Origin of the sequence: Nocardioides sp. NPDC057767 (genome assembly GCF_042798275.1) — a bacterium.
GTDB lineage: Bacteria > Actinomycetota > Actinomycetes > Propionibacteriales > Nocardioidaceae > Nocardioides.
Genome location: NZ_JBHVKJ010000066.1, coordinates 1 through 16,164, shown reverse-complemented (window position 1 = coordinate 16,164; position 16,164 = coordinate 1). Strand labels below are relative to the sequence as shown.

Below are 16,164 nucleotides of genomic sequence, written 5' to 3'. Positions count from 1 at the left end.
AGATCGTCGACACCCCCGCCTCCCCCCCCCCCCCCCCCGTCCCGGTTGTTGTGGCGGGCGAGACACTTGTGGGGGGGCCCTAACTTCTACTTCCGACCCCCACAACTACGGTTTCGGCGCCCACAACCACCGACTCGGCTGGGGTCAGTCGGCGATGTCGACGTGGACGTGGTCGCGGTGCTCGAGGATGGCCTGGTCGCCGCCGCGGGGTGGGACCTCGTAGTCGCGCCAGCCAGCGGCGGAGCGCCACTTGGTCCAGATGCGGTCGTCGTAGATGACGGTCTCGATGTCGAGGCGGTCGGCGTTGGCGACGAGGTAGTGGGCCAGGGACCAGCCCTTGATGTTGTTGCCCGCGTTGACGGGCCGGAAGAAGTAGTCGACCGCGCGACCCTCGTAGTGGGCCGAACCGGCCATGTGTCCGGTGGTCACTCCACCGGGCTGGAAGCCGCCTTCGGAAAGGCGCCCGTAGGCCTGGCGTACGTCATCGCGCAGCGCCTCCGCACGCGAGGTGAGTCCGGCACCGCTGAGCTGGTCCGAGGCCTCGTCGGCACCGCCCTTGACGACGCACGAGAACGCCTCGGGGGTGTTGCCGGTCAGCGCCGAGGCCAGGGCCCGTGCCTTCGGCTCGGCGCCCCGGTAGCTGTCACGCGAGCCGTTGCTGATCTGCTGGGCGACGCCCGGGACGGACTGCTGGCGGTAGTCGGCGACGCCGGAGAGCCGGTCGTAGAGGGCGGCCGCCTTGGCCGGGTCCCGTTTGAGCGAGTGGTCGGCGAGCTCGACGGCCAGCACGACAGAGGCCGCCCGGGCGGGGAGCCCGCGGCGTACGGCCTGGGCGGCGATCGCCGAGGCGCGTTCGGCTTGATCGGAGGAGAGATCGTAGGTCTCGCCCTCGGCGGTGACGGTGCACGCCTCACGGGAGAGGACCGGGATGCCGCTGATCCCGACGCCGAGGAGCCGCAGGCCGGCGAAGACCAGGGCGACGGCGATCACGATGCCGAGCACGATGAGGTGCTTGCGCACCGGACGCAGCTGCTTCCGGGCCTCCCGCGCCGACTTCCGCAGCGCCTCGCGCGCCGGCTCGGGAAGCCTCGGCCCGGAAGGGCCCGGCGTAGGAGGCCGCGGCCCCGGGGGCGGGATGGTCGGCGGGCCCGTCGGGGTCCCCGGCTGTGCGCTCACGCCACCCATCTTCACGTACGGGGCAAACCCCGCCCGGCGCGATCTCTCACTCGGCCAGGCGGGCGACGGCCGCGTCGATGCGCTCGTCGGTCGCGGTGAAGGCGATGCGTACGTGCTGGCTGCCGGCGCGGCCGTAGAAGGCGCCGGGAGCCGCGAGGATGCCTCGCTCGGCGAGCCACTCGACGGTGTCCCAGCAGTCCTCGTCACGGGTGGACCAGAGGTAGAGGGAAGCCTCGGAGTGGTCGATGCGGAAGCCGGCCGACTCCAGAGCCGCCTTGAGCTTGGTGCGCCGGGCGGCGTAGCGGGCGTGCTGCTCCTTGGCGTGCTGGTCGTCGGCGAGCGCCGTCACCATGGCGACCTGCTGCGGGCCGGGCATCATCAGGCCGAGGTTCTTGCGGACCGCGAGGAGCTCGCCGAGGACCGAGGCGTCGCCGGCGACGAAGGCCTCGCGGTAGCCCGCGAGGTTGGAGCGCTTCGAGAGCGAGTGGACGGCGAGAAGACCGTCGAAGGAACCACCGCACACGTCCGGGTGCAGCACCGAGACCGGGGAGGTCTCCCAGGCGCACTCGATGTAGCACTCGTCGGAGATCAGCAGCGTGCCCCGCTCCCGCGCCCACTCGACCGTCTTGCGCAGGTGCTCCACCGGGAGCACCCGGCCGCTCGGGTTGGACGGCGAGTTGATCCACAGGATGCGCGGCGCCTTCGGGCCCAGCGCGACCAGCGAGTCGGTCGCGACGGTGTCGGCGCCGACCAGGGCCGCGGAGACCTCGTAGGTCGGGTAGGCCAGCTCCGGGTAGGCGATCAGGTCACCCTGACCGACACCCAGATGCAGCGGCAGCGAGCCGATCAGCTCCTTGGAGCCGATCACCGGCAGCACGTTGTCCAGACCAAGACCCGAGACCCCGTGGTTGCGCGCGAGCCAGTCGATCGCGGCCTGACGCACCGCAGGCGTGCCGATCGTGGTCGGGTAGCCCGGTGAGTCGGCAGCCTCGGCGAGAGCCTTCTGGATCACCGCGGGCGTCGGGTCGACCGGCGTGCCGATCGAGAGGTCGACGAGTCCACCGGCGTGCGCCGACGCCTTCTCCTTGAAGGGAACGAGCTTGTCCCAGGGGAAGTCCGGCAGACGCTGTGAGACCGGGATCATCAGTCCTGGTTCTGCGGGGGCAGAGCGGCGACGAACGGGTGGTCCTTGTCGATCTCACCCATGCGGGCGGCGCCGCCCGGCGAGCCGAGGTCGTCGAAGAACTTGACGTTGGCGTCGTAGTACTCCTTCCACTCCTCCGGGGTGTCGTCCTCGTAGAAGATCGCCTCGGGCGGGCACACCGGCTCGCAGGCGCCGCAGTCGACACACTCGTCGGGGTGGATGTAGAGCATCCGCTTGCCCTCGTAGATGCAGTCCACCGGACACTCGTCGACGCAAGCCTTGTCCTTCACGTCAACACAGGGCTGGGCGATGACGTACGTCATTCGGGGCTCCTCCAAGCGGGGTATCACGAAAGTCAGAGGGGCGCGACTGGCCCTTCAGGGGACAGCCTAGTATCCCCCCGTGCCTGCTCATCTCCTGGGACCACATGTCGTCGGCAAGCGGATCGTCATCCGCCGCCTCGTCCCGGGCGAGACCGGCCCCACGGGCGGCCCCGCCTTCACCGACATCCTCGGAGTCTGTACGTCCTGGGCCGACGGCACCGCCGTCATCGAGCGCGAGTCCGGGGAGCAGGTGAGCGTGCCGGTCGCCGAGATCGTCTCCGGCAAACCGGTGCCGCCGCGGCCCAACGTACGACTGCGGATCGGGGTACGCGAGGCCGAGCTGCTCAGCGCCGCGATCTTCCCCGGCACCACCTCCGAGGCCCTCGGCGAGTGGGTGCTCTTCGACCACGAGGTCTCGGTCCGTCGGCGACCCAACTCGGCGCTGGCGATCGGCGACCCCGGCATCGAGCTGGCGGCGGCGATCGACCGGATCGAGAGCTACTACCGCAGCCGCCACAAGCGACCGCGCGCCAAGATCGAGGTCGGCTCCGCGGCCGAGGAGGCCCTGGTCGCGCGCGGCTGGGTCGAGGACGTGACCGTCGAGTTCCAGCTGGCCGGCCTCGCCGCCACCCGCCGCATCCTGCCCCCGCCCGTCGAGGACGCCCGCGTCGAGACCGTGGCCGGGACCGACGGCGCGCAGGTGCTGATCACCCTCGGCGAGACCGCCCGGATCATGGGCACGATGGAGCGCGACTGGCTGGCGATCCACGACCTCGAGGTCGCCGAGTCGCACCGGCGCCAGGGGCTCGCCACCAAGGCCCTCGCCACCCTGCTCGAGTGGGGTGCCGAGCGCGGCGCCCGGGCCGCCTGGCTGCACGTGGAGACCACCAACGGCCCCGGCCTCGCCCTCTACGAGTCCCTCGGCTTCACCGAGCACCACCGCTGCCGCTACTACTCCTCGCCCACCCCGTAGGGCGTCACCCCGCGAGCAGGTCCCACAGGTTCCCGAAGGGATCACGGAAGACCTGCAGGGTGCCGTAGGACTCCTCACGGATCGGTCCGACGAGCTCGATCCCGGCGGCGACCAGCCTCTCGTACGCGGCGCCGAAGTCGTCCACACGCAGGAAGAACGTCACCCGGCCGCCGGTCTGGTCGCCGACTCTCGCGGTCTGCGCCGGGCCGTCGGCCCGGGCGAGCAGGAACCCGGTGCCGCCACCGGGCGGACGTACGACCACCCAGCGCTTCGGGCGGCCGTCGTTCGTGGTCGACGGGGCGTCCTCGGCGACCTCGAACCCGAGTACGTCGCGGAAGAACACCACCGCCTCGTCGTAGTCGGGAACGACGATCGTGACCAGGTCCAGATGCATCCTGTCCTCCTCAGCGGGGCACGGTCATGGGTTGACCAACCTGGTTGACCAACCTACCGTGGACGTATGGATGCGGCACATGTCGTGAAGGTTCAGGAGGCGAAGACGCACCTGTCGAGCCTGCTCACCGAGGTCGAGGCGGGCGGCCAGGTCATCATCGCCCGAGGCGACCACGCCATCGCGCGCCTGGTGCCGATCGAGCGGCCGACCAGACGGATCCTCGGCGGCCTCCGCGTGAGCGTCCCCGACGAGTTCTTCGACCCGCTCCCCGACGACGAGATCGCCGCCTGGGAGGGCTCGCTCGATGAAGACCTATGAGCGGGTCCTCCTCGACACACATGCCTACATCTGGTTGGTGAGCGACCCCGACCGACTCAGCCAGACCGCCTACGAGGCCGTCATCGACATCGACACCGAGGTGTTCGTCTCGGCAGCGAGCCTCTGGGAGATCTCCACCAAGACCCGGCTCAGCAAGCTTCCCGGCGGAGGCACACTGGCAGCCACCTTCGAGGACCGCACCCGACTTCACGTCCTGGAGCGGCTGCCGATGGATTTCAACCACTCGCGCCTCGCCGGAGAGCTCGACTGGGATCACCGCGACCCCTTCGACCGCATGCTCGCCGCTCAGAGCATGCTCGAGAACCTTCCTCTCGTGACCAAGGACAGCAGGCTGCAGGCGTACGATTCCATCCACACCATCTGGTGACCGCAGCGGTCAGCAGGTCTTCAGCGCCGGGGAGGCAGGGCCTTCACGGGTCAGTGCGTCGAGGGTGAGCGCGATGGCGGAGACGCTCATCGGGATGAGCAGGTGCTCGGAGAGGTCAGCGGCGCAGGCGTCCTGGATGCGTACGTTGGTGGTGTTCGGACCATCGGCCAGGAAGCCGGAGGTGTAGGGCACGACGACCTCGTCGGTGGCGGTGACGATCTGGGTGTAGGAGATGTCGCCCGGGGTCTCGTCGCCGGCGTTCAGGTCGGCGAGGAACTGCGAGCCCGCGGCCTGCTGGGCGCAGGACAGGCAGAGACCGGTGGCCTCGGTGGTGCCCTCGTCCAGGATGACCGAGGTGCCGTGGTTGGACGGCGCGAGGCCGATGAGGTCCTCGACGTAGGCGGCGCCACCGAGGTTCTTGATGTAGTAGCGCGGCATCATGCCGCCCTGCGAGTGACCGACCAGGGAGACCTTGTCCGCGTCGGTGGCCGCGCGGACGCGCTCGATGAACTCACCCAGGTGCGCGGCCGAGTCCCGGATGTCGCCGGTGGCGCGGTTGCCGTAGTCGAGCGAGTAGACGCAGAACCCGGCCCGCTTCATGGACAGCGAGATCGGGTCCAGCAGCGAGCGGCGGTCACCGAAGGTGCCGTGCACCAGGATCACCGGCGTCGGCCGCTGCGCCGAGGGCACGCACGCCCAGTCGTTGGACCCGGCCGGGTCGCCGTAGGGCGATCCCGGCAGCGGGATCGCGGTCCGGCCGGATCCCGCGGCAGAGGCGGAGACCGGGGCGAGAACGAGTGCGGCGGCGGCGATCAGACCCATCAGAAATGGACGCATGAACCACTCAACGAGCCGATGTGATCGACGTCACGACCCGAAACCCGTTGGCGAGCCACCCGGAGTGACATCTACGCTCGTCAGCGGCACCGCTGAGGAGTGACGACCCTCGGCCACACGTGGCACGGCGGCGCCCGCGCGTGCGGCGTACCGACGAGAGGCTGATGAAACATCAGCGAAGGTGTGGTGGCACCGCGACCTAGCCCCCGCCCACACCTCCAGGGCCTCGCCACCTGGAGGAACGATGAAACCGATAGACCGTACGCTCGCCGCCCACCTCGCCTCGGTCACGCCCGGCACCACCGTCCGGCTGTGCGGCCACGTGCACCGCCGTCGCGAGCTCGCCGCCGTGACCTTCGTGGTGCTGCGCGACCGCAGCGGCCAAGCGCAGGTGGTGATCAAGCCGGCCGATGGGCAGGTGGCACCACCCGAGGAGACGCCGGTCGAAGTGGTCGGCGTCGCCACTCTCAACCCGCAGGCCCCCGGAGGTGTCGAGATCACCTCGCCGACGGTCACCGTGCTCTCCGAGCCGGCACTCACCCCGCCGGTCGAGCTGTGGCGCCCCGACCTCGCAGCCGGGCTGCCGACCCTGCTCGACTACGCGCCGTTGACCTGGCGGCATCCTGTGGTCCGGGCGCGCTGGGAGCTCGCCGCAGCCTCCCTGCGCGGCTTCCGCTCGACGCTCGACGACGCCGGATTCACCGAGGTCCACTCGCCCAAGATCGTCGAGTCGGCGACCGAGTCGGGCGCCGACGTCTTCGAGATCGACTACTTCGGGCGGCCCGCCTATCTCGCCCAGTCGCCGCAGTTCTACAAGCAGCAGCTGGTCGGCATCTTCGAGCGGGTCTACGAGGTCGGGCCGGTCTTCCGGGCCGAGCCGCACGACACGGTGCGCCACCTGGCCGAGTACGTCAGCCTCGACGTCGAGCTCGGCTTCGTCCGCGACCACCGCGACGTGCTCGCGGTGCTGCGCGAGGTCGTCGCCGGGATGCGGGCAGGGATAGAGACGTACGCGGCCGGCGCGGTCGAACGGCTCGGCGTCGAGCTTCCCGTGGTGCCGCCGGAGATCCCGGTGATCCACTTCACCGAGGCGCTCGAGCTGGTCGGTGCTCCAGCGGACGAGCCCGACCTGGCGCCCGAGCACGAGCGCGCGCTCGGGGCATGGGCTCAGGAGACGTACGGGTCCGACTTCCTCGCGGTCGAGGGGTATCCGATGCGGAAGCGGCCGTTCTACACCCACCCCTGGTCTCGACAGGCTCGACCACCAGGGGACGGGAGCAACAGCTTCGACCTGCTCTTCCGCGGCCTGGAGCTGGTGACCGGAGGGCAGCGTCTGCACCGGCTCACCGACTACGAGGAGGCGATCCGGGGACGCGGCGAGGAGCCCGCGGCGTACGCCTCGTATCTGCAGGCCTTCGCGCACGGGATGCCACCCCACGGGGGCTTCGCGCTGGGTCTGGAGCGGTGGGTCGCACGCCTCGTCGAAGCCGTCAACATCCGCGAGGTCACCCTGTTCCCGCGGGACCTGACCCGCCTGACCCCATAGTCGTCGGTCGAGGGCCACTTCGTTCAGACCCTCGCGCCAGCGAGCGTGTCGAGACCAACACAGTCAGCGACCGTGTTGGTCTCGACACGCCTCCGCCTAGCGGCTCCGGCGGCTCGACCAGCGGGTGTGTCAGTTGGGGTCGGCGGGGGGCGGCGGCTTCTCCGACTCGTCGGTGCACTCGACCTCGTCCTGCGGGATGTAGGTGGTCTTGAAGGTCTGGGTATCGACCTTCGCACCGGAGGCGGCGTCGTAGAAGTCGCGCCAGACGTTGATCGAGAAGCCCGGCGCGCCGACGGTGTTCTCGCAGTTGCCGTCGGTGATCTTCTGCTTGCCGGGCGACTTGAAGTCGTAGCGCTCACCGGTGCGGGCCTTGATGTCCCAGATCTTGGTGGACCACATCTCGACGGTCACCGAGCCCTGGCTGCTGCCGCTGGCGGGGTTGACCGAGGAGCGGATGAGCACGCCGTACTTGGTGTTGTTCTTGAACTTCAGGTCGAGCGTCGGCCAGGCGACGGTCGCCTCGCGGCCGATCGGGTAGCGGTCGATGTAGAGCGAGTGCGCCTTGTGCTCGACGTCCTGGAGGCCGGCGAAGAACATCGCGTTGAACGTGGTCGTCGCCATCTGCGAGACGCCGCCGCCGTAGTCCTCGCGGAAGACGCCGTTCTGGATCATCCAGCCCTTGGTGAACCCGTTCGCAGCGGTGCGCTCTCCGACGATGCCGTTCATCGAGAAGGTGTCCCCCGGCGCGAGCACGGTGCCGTTGACCAGCTCGGCGGCGCGGCCGATGTTGACGTTGCGGTATTCGGCGTAGGGGAAGTTGGTGGTGAAGGTCGAGACCTTCTCCTTGATGCCCCAGGACTTGGCCTCCTCGGTGGTGACCTTCGGCTTGGCGACCTTCGACTTCACCTCGACGGTGCGCTCACCAGCGGGCGCCGTGACGACGTCGAGGAAGACCGCCTCCAGGTCCTTCTGGTTGAAGGTGACGCCCGGCTTGGCGGGGATGACCTTCGGGGCGCCGTTGACCATCTCGACGGTCGCGTCGACCGGCTTCGCGGCGTCGTCGGCGAGGGCCTTCTTGAGCACCTTCTTGAGCTTGCTCGGCGCGACGGCGGCCTGCAGCTCGCCGTCCTTGGGGTCGAACCGGATCGCGTCGCCGAACTCCTTCGGGGACAGCTCCACCGGGGTCTTCTCGAACTTCAGCGTGATCGGCCCGGAGACCGCCGGGGTGGCGACCTTCTCGACCGCCTCCTGGACGTCGGCCTCGTCGACGTCCGGGGTGAGCTCCTCGAGAGCTACGTCGGCCTTGCGGTCGCCCTCGACCAGCAGCTGGCCGGCGAGCGCGGTGCGGAGCGCGTCGTCGCCGACGCCCTCGCCGGCCACCGGCTGGGTGGTCTTGATCTTGCCCTTCTTGATGACGACGTCGCCGTCCTTGAAGGGGGTGCCGGCGCGCTTGTTCACCTTCGCGGCGACCTTGGCGATCAGCTTGTCGTCGGACTTGATGACGGGCTCGATCTCGCCACCGCCGGTGAAGTGCTTCCACAGCTTCACCGGGCTCCAGCTGTGTCCGGCGTCGATCTTCTCGATCGTCGCCTCGGCGTCGAAGCTCAGGCCGGCCTCGGCCGGGTTGACCTCGGTGGTGCTCTCGCCGGCGGTCACGATGATCGGCTGGCTGTGGGCGGCGGCGAACTTCTCGTTGAGCAGCGGCGTCGCCTCCGCCGCCGTCATGCCACCGATGTCCACACCGGCGACCGTGGTGCCCTCGGAGATCTTGTCCCCGGCCACCGCGTACGCAGCGGCCCAGCCGGCGAAGGCCAGGATGGCGAAGCCGCCGGCGACCGCGACAGCGACCTTGGCGCCCGTGCCGAGGTTCTTGCCCTCGGCCGGGACCGGCTGGGCGTAGTCGGGTTGGGCGTAGTCGGGTTGCCCGAAGGCTGGCTCGAAGGGGTCGGCGGGGGCCGGTTCGTCCACGACGAACGGCCCGACGCCCATGACGGTCGCCTCGAGCGGCTCGTCGTCGAAGTCGGGGACGTCCCGGGCCTGGCTGTCGAACGCGACCTCGGTGGCCGCGTCGTCAGCCAGGTCGGGGGCCGCGTCGGCGGCGTCCGGCTCCGGGGCGAACTTCCGGTTCTTCGAGACGAACAGGAAGTTGTCCTCCTTGGGCAGCTCCCCTCGCTTCGGCAGCTCCGAGCGCAGCATCGTGCTCCGCAGCAGGGTCTCCTCGGCGACGTCGTCGTCGAAGTCCATCCCGGGGGCGACGATCCTGGTCGCGCCGTCGGGCTCGTCATCGGGCACGTTGGCCACCGGCTTGGCACCGGTGGACTCGGCAACCCGGGCGTCGATCTCGATCTGCGGGATCATGATCGTCTCGATGGCAGCATCGTCCGCGCCAGTCTGGCTGGCGGTGGACCCGGCCGCGTCAGTTCGCTTCGCGGGCTCGGGGGCCTTGAAGGCCTCGGGCTCATGGGACATGCGGGAGAGCCTAGGACCTATACCCCCCTAGGCCGAACCCGTAGCCCATCTTGGGACGTTCGTCACTTTCCGGGATGGGTCCGTTCGCCCTGCGGAACAGCCTTCGAGACAGTCGCAGTCGCCACCACGATCATCAGTACGGCCCAGAGGATCATCAGGTATCCCTCGAGGTCGCCCGCGACGGCATACCCGCCCGCCGGCCTCGGGGTCGCGGCCAGGGCGACGACGATCGCCCAGGCCGCTGCGTACGAGATCCGCCAGGCGCCGCGCGGGAGAGCCAGCAGCGCGGCCGAGGACGCCGCCACCGCGAGCAGCAGTCCCCACCACCACGGATGGACGGCGACCGCCGCCACCCCGATGACGACGCCGAGGAGAAGGCCCGCCAGCCCGCCGCCGAGCGGTCTCACAACCCGGCGAAGAGGTCGGTCAGGCTGTCCCCTTCGACGCGTCCTTTGGCGATCCGGAAGTGCTCGTGGGACCAGGCGGTCGTGCCGAGGCTGTTGGTCATCGCGAACATGCCCTGCTCCATGTCCATCTGCGTGGGATAGGCGCGCATCGCGGCGACCTTCTGGTCGGCGTAGGTGGTGCCGTCGATCGCGGCGGCGATGTCGACGTCGGGCGTGGCCATCGGCAGCGGGCCCTCGGGGTCCATCCCGCCGAGGGCTTCCGCGTCCCCCGAATCCCGGGCCGCCCGCAGACCCTCCCGCAGCCAGCTCTCCGCGAGAGCGGTCCAGAAGATCCGGTCGATCTCGTGGGCCTCGCCGAGCTCCTTCTTGTAGGTCGGGACGGCGGCGAGATGGGCGGCGTACGTCGCGACCCGGTGGGCCTGGATGTGGTCGGGGTGGCCGTAGTTGCCGAACTCGTCGTAGGTGACCAGCACCTGCGGACGCACCTCGCGGATGATCGTGACGAGGTGGTCGGCGGCCTCGGTGAGGTCGGCGTACCAGAAGGCGTTCTCGCGGGCGTCGGGATCGGGCAGCGCGTGGGTGCGGTCCTGGCTCCAGGTCATGCCGGAGTCGCGGTAGCTGCCGAAGCCACCGAGCCAGCGGTGGTCGACCTCGTTGCCGTCGGGCGCCCTGAGGGCGGCCATCGCGTTCTCGATCTCGCCGCGGCGGTGCTCGCCCAGGGCGTCGTCCCGGTCGGCAGCGAGATGTGCCAGCTCGGGCACCAGGATCTCGCCCATCTCACCGGCGGTGCAGGTCACCAGGGTGACGCGAGCACCCTCGGCGAGATACCTCGCCATGGTTGCCCCCGTAGCGATCGTCTCGTCGTCGGGGTGGGCGTGGACGAGCAGCAGGCTCTTCTGTGAGGTCACGAAACAGATCCTAGGAGTTCCCCAAATCGGGCCGCTTGATGCGCTTGGGGTTGTCGGGGAGCTCGACGGGCTCGGGGGCTATCGAGTCGTCCGGCGCCTCCTCGGGGATGTCGAGCCAGCCGTCGTACTCGTCGACCAGCAGCTCCAGGACCATCACGGGGGCGTCGGTCTCCACCGACCACGGGTGGTCCTCGTCGTCGTCCTCGCCCTGGTAGCGCTCGCGGCCGACCCGGGCCGTCCAGCCCTCGCGCTCGAGGGTCGCCGCGGCCGTCCGGGCGTCCTCCTCCTCGAAGAAGATGCCGCGCAGGGTGGCGTCCTGGGGCATGCCGAGTACGTGGCGGAGCGCATCGAGGAACGGGCGGTCGGGCTCCAGCCAGTCGACCGAGTCGAGGTCCTCGGCTGCGAGCCAGAGGACCTGGTCGTGCTCACGCGGTCGCGGCTCCCCCGCGACCACCCGGGCGGTGGCGGCGATCAGCCGGTGGCTCTCGCCGATGGGCGCTTCACCCTGCATCCAGTCGAGCACCTCGATCAGACAGCCGAGCTCCTCGCCTATCTCCCGGACGAGGGCCGCCTCGGGTGTCTCCCCCTCCTCGACCTTCCCGCCGGGGAGCTCCCAGCGTCCGGCGGCCGTGGGCGGGGACGTACGCCGCGCGGCCAGCACCTGCTTGCCGTCGGCGCTGAGGATCGCCGCGGCCACTACGGTCTTGGGGGTGTTCACGTGTGAGATTGTTCCCTAGAGGCCCAGAAAGTGGGGTCTCTTGGGTACGCTGCAACGCCGTGCCCCGCCCTCTTCTGCTCATCGCCTGCCTGCCCTCGTCCGGGGCCCTGTCATGAGCGATCAGCAGTGGCCGCCACGCCGGCCCGGCGAGCCTCGCCCGCGGCCCCGGGGACAGCAGCCCTACCCGGGTCCACGGCAGCCGCACCCCGGCCAGCAGCGGCCTCATCCGGGACAGCATCAGCCTCGTCCGGGACAGCCCTACCCGGGTGAGCAGCGCTTTTCGGGACAGCGGCCCTACCCGGAGCAGCGGCCCTACCCGGAGCAGGAGCGGCGCCACCCTCCGGCCCAGCAGAGGCCCTACCCGCCGGAACAGCAGTCCTACGGCCAGCAGCCGTACCCGGAACAGCACTATCCCGAGAATCCCTACCTCGAGAACCCTTACCCCGAGCAGCCCTATCCGGAGCAGGCCTACCCCGAGCAGCCCTATCCGGAGCAGCCCTACGCGGGCCAGCAGCCACCGGGCTACCCACAGGGCTTCGGCCCCGGACGGTTCGGTCCGGAGCCACCGAAGAAGCGGCGCTGGCCGAAGGTGCTCGCGGGGTTGCTGGTGCTCGCGCTGGTCGGGGTCGGTGGCTACGGGGCGTACGACTTCTACGAGCAGCTGCAGAAGTGGGAGCAGACCACGACCGACGACCTCGCCGGCGTCGGCAGCGACCTGTCGGTGGCGGTGGCGTCGCTGCGCAGCGTCGGCTGGGAGGTGACCGCGGACGACATCGGCACCTGGCTCGAGCAGCCGGGCGCCTACGGCGAGGGCCTGGGACTGCGTACGCTGCAGGCCGACCCTGCCGGAAACACGTTCACGGTCGCGGGCTACCGGACCTGGCAGGACACCTACGCCAAGCGCGACCACACCACCGTCGTGTGCGCGACCATCACCGTTGCGGCCGGCACCCAGAAGCCGCTCAGCGAGTCGGTCGCGACCTGCCCCGACGACGTCCCGAAGTCGGCACCGGGGTCCACCCAGACCGACACCGAGACGGGTGGCGTGACCGGCCATCTCGCCGAGCTGGCCGTGAAGGCCCATGACCAGCGCTCCGCGGGTGCCACGGAGGGCAAGCTGCTCGAGGTCGCGGCGCCGACGAGGCCGGTCGGCGACGTACGCAGCGACTCGACCGGGCTCGTGTGCGCACCGGGCACGAAGGATCTCGGCGAGGGCGAGGGCTACGACGAGGGCAAGCTGATCCCGGTGCGGCTGTGCGCGGTCGAAGGGCTGCCCAACACCGGCACCGAGAGCACCAAGGGCGACCCCTACTTCATCGACGGCTCCGACGGCCTGACCATCGTCAACGCACGCATCTCCGGAGCCGCTGCGGCGCTGGTCAAGAAGGCCGAGAAGCAGGGCATCGACCTCGTCGCGAGCAGCTCGTTCCGGACGATGAAGAAGCAGAAGGCGCTGTGCCAGAAGGACGTCACCGGCGGCTGCCAGGCCGGGGACTACACCCTGACCGCACAGCCCGGCCACTCATCGCACCAGCTCGGCATCGCCATCGACTTCGAGCAGCCCAGCGTGACCGGCGGCAAGACCTGCGCGACGCGGGCCTCCGAGCCGTCCAGCGCGGTGTGGAGGTTCCTCAACAAGACCGCACTGAGCGTCGGGCTGAAGCAGTACTCGGCCGAGGCGTGGCACTGGGACGCGTACGGCGGGAAGGACCGCTGCGCCCCGATGTGACCGCCCCGCGCTGAGCCGTCAGGCGCGCGGCAGCCGAGCCAGCTGACGCGCCTGGGCGACCAGCCTCCCCGCGGAGTCCCAGATCTCGCAGTCCTCCTCGAACATGCCGCCCGAGAGGTTGCGTGAGAAGTGGGTGACCTTGAGCCAGCCCGGAGCCGGCTTGTGGCGGATGTGGCAGGTGAGCTCCAGGGTCGGCGCCCAGCCCGGCAGCTCGAGCCCGAAGGTCACCGGCGGGAGCGCGTCGAGCACCTGCAGCAGCGAGAGCGGGTCGGGCTCCCGGTCGTGGTGGCGGAACCACCCGGTGAAGACCGCCTCGCCGGTCGGTGCCGCGCCACCCCAGACGAACTGCTCCTTCGGCACGCAGAGCTCGTAGCGGTCCAGCATCGGCACGAACTCCTTGACCTCCTCGGGCGCCGTGGTCGAGGAGAGGCACTCCTCCAGAGGCGGCAGCTCCGGCTCGGTCGCGCTGACCCGCTCGAAGCCGCTGCTCTTGGCGTGGAGACCGTCGAGGTCCGCGTACGTCGCCGTGGTGGTGATCCGCAGGTCCTCGCCCTGCCACAGCTCGGCAGTGGCGATGGCGAGCGAGCCCTTGTCGCGCTTGGTCTCGATCCGGATCTCCGCCGGTCCCGGCGTGCTCGCGCTGGCGTAGAACGCGCTCAGCACGATCGGGTCCGGGTGGCTCGGCAGGTGCGCCCGCAGTGCGTTGGCGATGACCGCGAGCAGGTAGCCGCCGTTGACCCCGCCGCCGACCACCCAACCGGGGGCGAGCTCGGCTGCGTACGTCCTGTCGTCGGTCCTGCGGACCGCGATGTCGCGATCGAACTCGGCCTGTTCCCTATTACCCATGGGTAATAATCTAGATCGGTACCCGATGTGGTGGACGATGGGGGCATGACCGACCCCCGACACCCGCACTGGGTCTACGACCACGGCTCCGAGCCGGATCCCCGGTTCACCCTGGCCAACGAGCGTACGTTCCTGGCCTGGGCCCGCACCGTGCTCGGCCTGCTGGCCGGTGCGGTCGCGCTGCACTCGTTCAAGGTGCCGGCCGGCGAGGGCGTACGCACCGGCGTCATCCTCCTCCTGGTGCTCACCGCGATCCTGTGCACGGTCTTCGCGATGGTCCGTTGGGCACGGGTCGAGCGCGCGATGCGGGAGCGGCGACCGCTGCCGGCGTTCTCCGCGGGGTTCGTCCTGGCCGGGGCCCTGCTGGTGATCGGAGTGTTGCTGGGGTTCTCGCTGGTTCTCTGACCGGATCAGGGCAGACTTCACCCATGACTGAGCTCAAGCCTGTCCCGCACGGGCTGCTGCAGGCCTTCCGGGCGTACGAGAGCGCGCTGATGTCCGACGACGTCGCCGCTCTCGACGCGCTCTTCGCCGACTCCCCCACCACGCTGCGCGGTGATGCCGCCGGACTCCTCGTCGGCCACGAGCAGATCGCGGCCCTCCACGGGGCGCGCGGCGGCGCCCCCAAGCGGCGCATCGTGCAGACGCACGTGCAGGTGATCGACGAGGACCACGCGCTGGTCGTGGCCGTCACGGAGCTCGACCGAGGTGGACGCGGGCTGCAGACGCAGCTGTGGGCACGGGACCCGGTGCGGATCGAGTACGGCGGCTGGCAGGTCACTGCGGCCCATGTCTCCGCGCCTGCCCCCGCCCTCGACAGCCGGATCTGGCGGGTCGTCGGCGACCCGCTGGTCTCCTCGCACACCGCCGACGGCGCGCTCTCGGGCGAGACCGTGGCGGTCAAGGACCTCTTCGCGGTCGCCGGGTTCGCGGTCGGTGCCGGGAGCCCGGCGTGGCTGGAGCAGGCGCCCGTCGCCTCGTCCCATGCCGCCGCGGTGGCCTCGCTGCTGGACGCGGGGGCGTCGATCCGCGGGATCGCGCGCACCGAGGAGTTCGCCTACTCGCTCTCCGGGCTCAACGCCCACTACGGAGCCCCGCCGAATCCGAAGGCACCCGACCGGATCCCCGGCGGCTCCTCGTCCGGATCGGCCACCGCGGTCGCGCTCGGCCAGGCCTCCATCGGGCTAGGGAGCGACACCGGCGGCTCGATCCGGGTGCCGGCCGCCTACCAGGGCCTCTACGGCATCCGTACGTCCCACGGCGCCGTCTCGCGCGAGGGCATGCTTCCGCTCGCCAAGGCCTTCGACACCGTCGGGTGGATGACGCGTTCGGCGTTCCTGCTGCAGGCGGTGGGTGACGTACTGCTGCCGGAGTCTGCCTCCTCGCCCGCATCCGTGGACGACATCCACCTGGTGCCGTCGCTGGTCGCGCTCGCCGCGGAGGACGTCGCCACCGCGGTGAGCGAGGCCCTGCCCGAAGCCAAACCGCTGGCCTGGAAGCCCGCCAGGCTGGACGAGTGGCGCCAAGCGTTCGTCACCGGTCAGGCCTACCAGGCGTGGCAGGCGCACGGTGCCTGGCTCGAGACCCGGCTGGACACGCTCGGCGAGGCCGTGCGTGGTCGCTTCGAGATGGCTCGAACGGTGACCCGGAAGCAGGCGGACGAGGCGCGCGCCGTCCTCTCCCAGGCCCGCGCGGAGATCCTCGACGTCGTCGGCGACCGCGTCCTCGCCTACCCGAGCGCCTCGACGGTGGCACCGACCGCGACCGATGCCGCCGGCGTTCGCGACAACACCCTCCGGCTCACCTGCATCGCCGGTATCGCCGGCCTCCCCGCCGTCTCGATCCCCGTCCGCACCCCGACCAACCTCCCCACCGGTCTCTGCCTCGTCGCCGCGCCCGGCCGTGACCGCGACCTCCTCGCGCTGGCCCAAACCCTCGCCGAATAGGTAGTTCTGGCGGCCGAGTCTGTAGTTGTGGGCGACGAAACT

At 70.4% G+C, this 16,164-nt stretch carries 17 protein-coding genes; 7 read left to right on the top strand and 10 right to left on the bottom strand.

Going from position 1 to position 16,164, the window contains the following annotated elements:
* Positions 1-144 precede the first annotated feature (144 nt).
* The 3 genes from ACFVDI_RS24895 to fdxA are packed head-to-tail and all read right to left on the bottom strand — an operon-like array spanning position 145 to position 2,643.
* Complete coding sequence (locus tag ACFVDI_RS24895) at positions 145-1,176, bottom strand: hypothetical protein (protein WP_378911468.1); 1,032 nt, start codon at positions 1,174-1,176, stop codon at positions 145-147.
* Positions 1,177-1,222: 46 nt separating this feature from the next.
* Complete coding sequence (dapC, locus tag ACFVDI_RS24890) at positions 1,223-2,320, bottom strand: succinyldiaminopimelate transaminase (RefSeq protein WP_378911467.1); 1,098 nt, start codon at positions 2,318-2,320, stop codon at positions 1,223-1,225.
* Positions 2,320-2,643: a ferredoxin gene (gene fdxA / locus ACFVDI_RS24885; RefSeq protein ID WP_008358813.1), complete on the bottom strand. Its 324-nt coding sequence runs from the start codon at positions 2,641-2,643 to the stop codon at positions 2,320-2,322. Before fdxA ends, dapC begins: the two co-directional genes overlap by 1 nt.
* A 79-nt stretch (positions 2,644-2,722) precedes the next feature.
* Between fdxA and ACFVDI_RS24880 the strand changes: the two genes are divergently transcribed.
* Positions 2,723-3,616: a GNAT family N-acetyltransferase gene (locus ACFVDI_RS24880; RefSeq protein WP_378911466.1), complete on the top strand. Its 894-nt coding sequence runs from the start codon at positions 2,723-2,725 to the stop codon at positions 3,614-3,616.
* A gap of 4 nt (positions 3,617-3,620) precedes the next feature.
* Here ACFVDI_RS24880 and ACFVDI_RS24875 read toward each other — a convergent pair whose 3' ends face one another.
* Positions 3,621-4,010 (bottom strand): VOC family protein, encoded by a 390-nt coding sequence (locus ACFVDI_RS24875; protein WP_378911465.1) that lies wholly within the window; start codon positions 4,008-4,010, stop codon positions 3,621-3,623.
* Between the two features lie 66 nt (positions 4,011-4,076).
* On the opposite strand from ACFVDI_RS24875, the gene ACFVDI_RS24870 reads away from it, so the two are divergent.
* Positions 4,077-4,328, top strand: coding sequence for a type II toxin-antitoxin system Phd/YefM family antitoxin (locus tag ACFVDI_RS24870; protein WP_008358816.1), 252 nt, complete (start codon positions 4,077-4,079; stop codon positions 4,326-4,328).
* Positions 4,315-4,716 carry a type II toxin-antitoxin system VapC family toxin gene (locus ACFVDI_RS24865; RefSeq protein ID WP_378911464.1) on the top strand — a complete coding sequence of 134 codons (402 nt, stop codon included), beginning with the start codon at positions 4,315-4,317 and terminating at the stop codon, positions 4,714-4,716. The genes ACFVDI_RS24870 and ACFVDI_RS24865 overlap by 14 nt, the downstream gene beginning before the upstream one ends.
* Before the next feature lie 9 nt (positions 4,717-4,725).
* Here ACFVDI_RS24865 and ACFVDI_RS24860 read toward each other — a convergent pair whose 3' ends face one another.
* Positions 4,726-5,553, bottom strand: a complete 828-nt coding sequence (locus ACFVDI_RS24860; protein WP_378911463.1) for an esterase/lipase family protein — start codon at positions 5,551-5,553, stop codon at positions 4,726-4,728.
* A 244-nt stretch (positions 5,554-5,797) separates the two neighbouring features.
* Between ACFVDI_RS24860 and aspS the strand changes: the two genes are divergently transcribed.
* Positions 5,798-7,099: an aspartate--tRNA(Asn) ligase gene (aspS, locus tag ACFVDI_RS24855; RefSeq protein WP_378911462.1), complete on the top strand. Its 1,302-nt coding sequence runs from the start codon at positions 5,798-5,800 to the stop codon at positions 7,097-7,099.
* Between the two features lie 129 nt (positions 7,100-7,228).
* Here aspS and ACFVDI_RS24850 read toward each other — a convergent pair whose 3' ends face one another.
* The 4 genes from ACFVDI_RS24850 to ACFVDI_RS24835 all read right to left on the bottom strand — a co-directional run bounded on the left by ACFVDI_RS24850 (position 7,229) and on the right by ACFVDI_RS24835 (position 11,601).
* Positions 7,229-9,568, bottom strand: coding sequence for a VanW family protein (locus ACFVDI_RS24850; RefSeq protein ID WP_378911461.1), 2,340 nt, complete (start codon positions 9,566-9,568; stop codon positions 7,229-7,231).
* A 62-nt stretch (positions 9,569-9,630) separates the two neighbouring features.
* A complete protein-coding gene (locus ACFVDI_RS24845; protein ID WP_378911460.1) occupies positions 9,631-9,975 on the bottom strand; it encodes a hypothetical protein in 345 nt (114 codons plus the stop codon).
* The gene (mshB, locus tag ACFVDI_RS24840) at positions 9,972-10,883 is read right to left on the bottom strand and encodes an N-acetyl-1-D-myo-inositol-2-amino-2-deoxy-alpha-D-glucopyranoside deacetylase (protein WP_378911459.1); all 912 of its coding nucleotides are present in this window, start codon (positions 10,881-10,883) and stop codon (positions 9,972-9,974) included. The genes ACFVDI_RS24845 and mshB overlap by 4 nt, the downstream gene beginning before the upstream one ends.
* 10 nt (positions 10,884-10,893) lie before the next feature.
* Positions 10,894-11,601 (bottom strand): (deoxy)nucleoside triphosphate pyrophosphohydrolase, encoded by a 708-nt coding sequence (locus ACFVDI_RS24835; protein WP_378911456.1) that lies wholly within the window; start codon positions 11,599-11,601, stop codon positions 10,894-10,896.
* A 112-nt stretch (positions 11,602-11,713) separates the two neighbouring features.
* Between ACFVDI_RS24835 and ACFVDI_RS24830 the strand changes: the two genes are divergently transcribed.
* Positions 11,714-13,330, top strand: coding sequence for a D-alanyl-D-alanine carboxypeptidase family protein (locus ACFVDI_RS24830; RefSeq protein ID WP_378911455.1), 1,617 nt, complete (start codon positions 11,714-11,716; stop codon positions 13,328-13,330).
* Between the two features lie 18 nt (positions 13,331-13,348).
* Here the strand turns inward: ACFVDI_RS24830 and ACFVDI_RS24825 are convergent, their stop codons facing one another.
* Positions 13,349-14,176 carry a thioesterase family protein gene (locus ACFVDI_RS24825; protein ID WP_378911454.1) on the bottom strand — a complete coding sequence of 276 codons (828 nt, stop codon included), beginning with the start codon at positions 14,174-14,176 and terminating at the stop codon, positions 13,349-13,351.
* Positions 14,177-14,221: 45 nt separating this feature from the next.
* Here ACFVDI_RS24825 and ACFVDI_RS24820 point away from each other — a divergent pair, with 45 nt between their 5' ends.
* Positions 14,222-14,581 carry a YidH family protein gene (locus tag ACFVDI_RS24820; RefSeq protein ID WP_378911453.1) on the top strand — a complete coding sequence of 120 codons (360 nt, stop codon included), beginning with the start codon at positions 14,222-14,224 and terminating at the stop codon, positions 14,579-14,581.
* 23 nt (positions 14,582-14,604) lie between these two features.
* Positions 14,605-16,122 carry an AtzH-like domain-containing protein gene (locus ACFVDI_RS24815; RefSeq protein ID WP_378911452.1) on the top strand — a complete coding sequence of 506 codons (1,518 nt, stop codon included), beginning with the start codon at positions 14,605-14,607 and terminating at the stop codon, positions 16,120-16,122.
* Positions 16,123-16,164: the final 42 nt, after the last annotated feature.